Annotated in this window: 1 protein-coding gene; it reads right to left on the bottom strand. The window is 31.4% G+C overall.

What is annotated here, in order from left to right; all coding sequences use genetic code 11:
• On the bottom strand, positions 1-442 hold a 442-nt coding region (locus ETC00_RS19910), incomplete at both ends, for a hypothetical protein (protein WP_171567762.1).

Below are 442 nucleotides of genomic sequence, written 5' to 3'. Positions count from 1 at the left end.
GCTAATAAGGTCTTTATCAGCAACGTATACAAGCAAATCTTTTAAGATTCCTTTGTCGATACCTAGCTTTTTATGAAGTTTCTTAATACGCTTTTTAAGGATTTTGTCAATGGCTTCTACATACTTTTCAACAATTTCGTCTTCTAAGTTTTGACGACGTTTTTCTAAGAAGTCTGCAATTACTGTAGCCATTCCCAAATCAACTGGTGTTTCATCGTTAGTTTTGAGAATTCGTAAAAGTGTTTTCACGAACACTTTATTCTCCATACGGTCGAATAATTTATTTACATCTTCATGTTCTTTATGACCTTTTTTGATGTAAAATTCCACGATAGATGGAATATTGTCATAAAGCAATAATGTACGGTCATCTTTGTCCATTTCTTTTACTTTTTTAGGTTTCCATTCTTTTAAGAATTCTTTTACTGACATAATAAAACCC

It is taken from the genome of Brevibacillus sp. MCWH (genome assembly GCF_013096935.1).
GTDB classification, from domain to species: Bacteria; Bacillota; Bacilli; order Brevibacillales; family Brevibacillaceae; genus Brevibacillus; species Brevibacillus aydinogluensis.
This window is presented reverse-complemented; position numbering and strand designations above follow the sequence as displayed.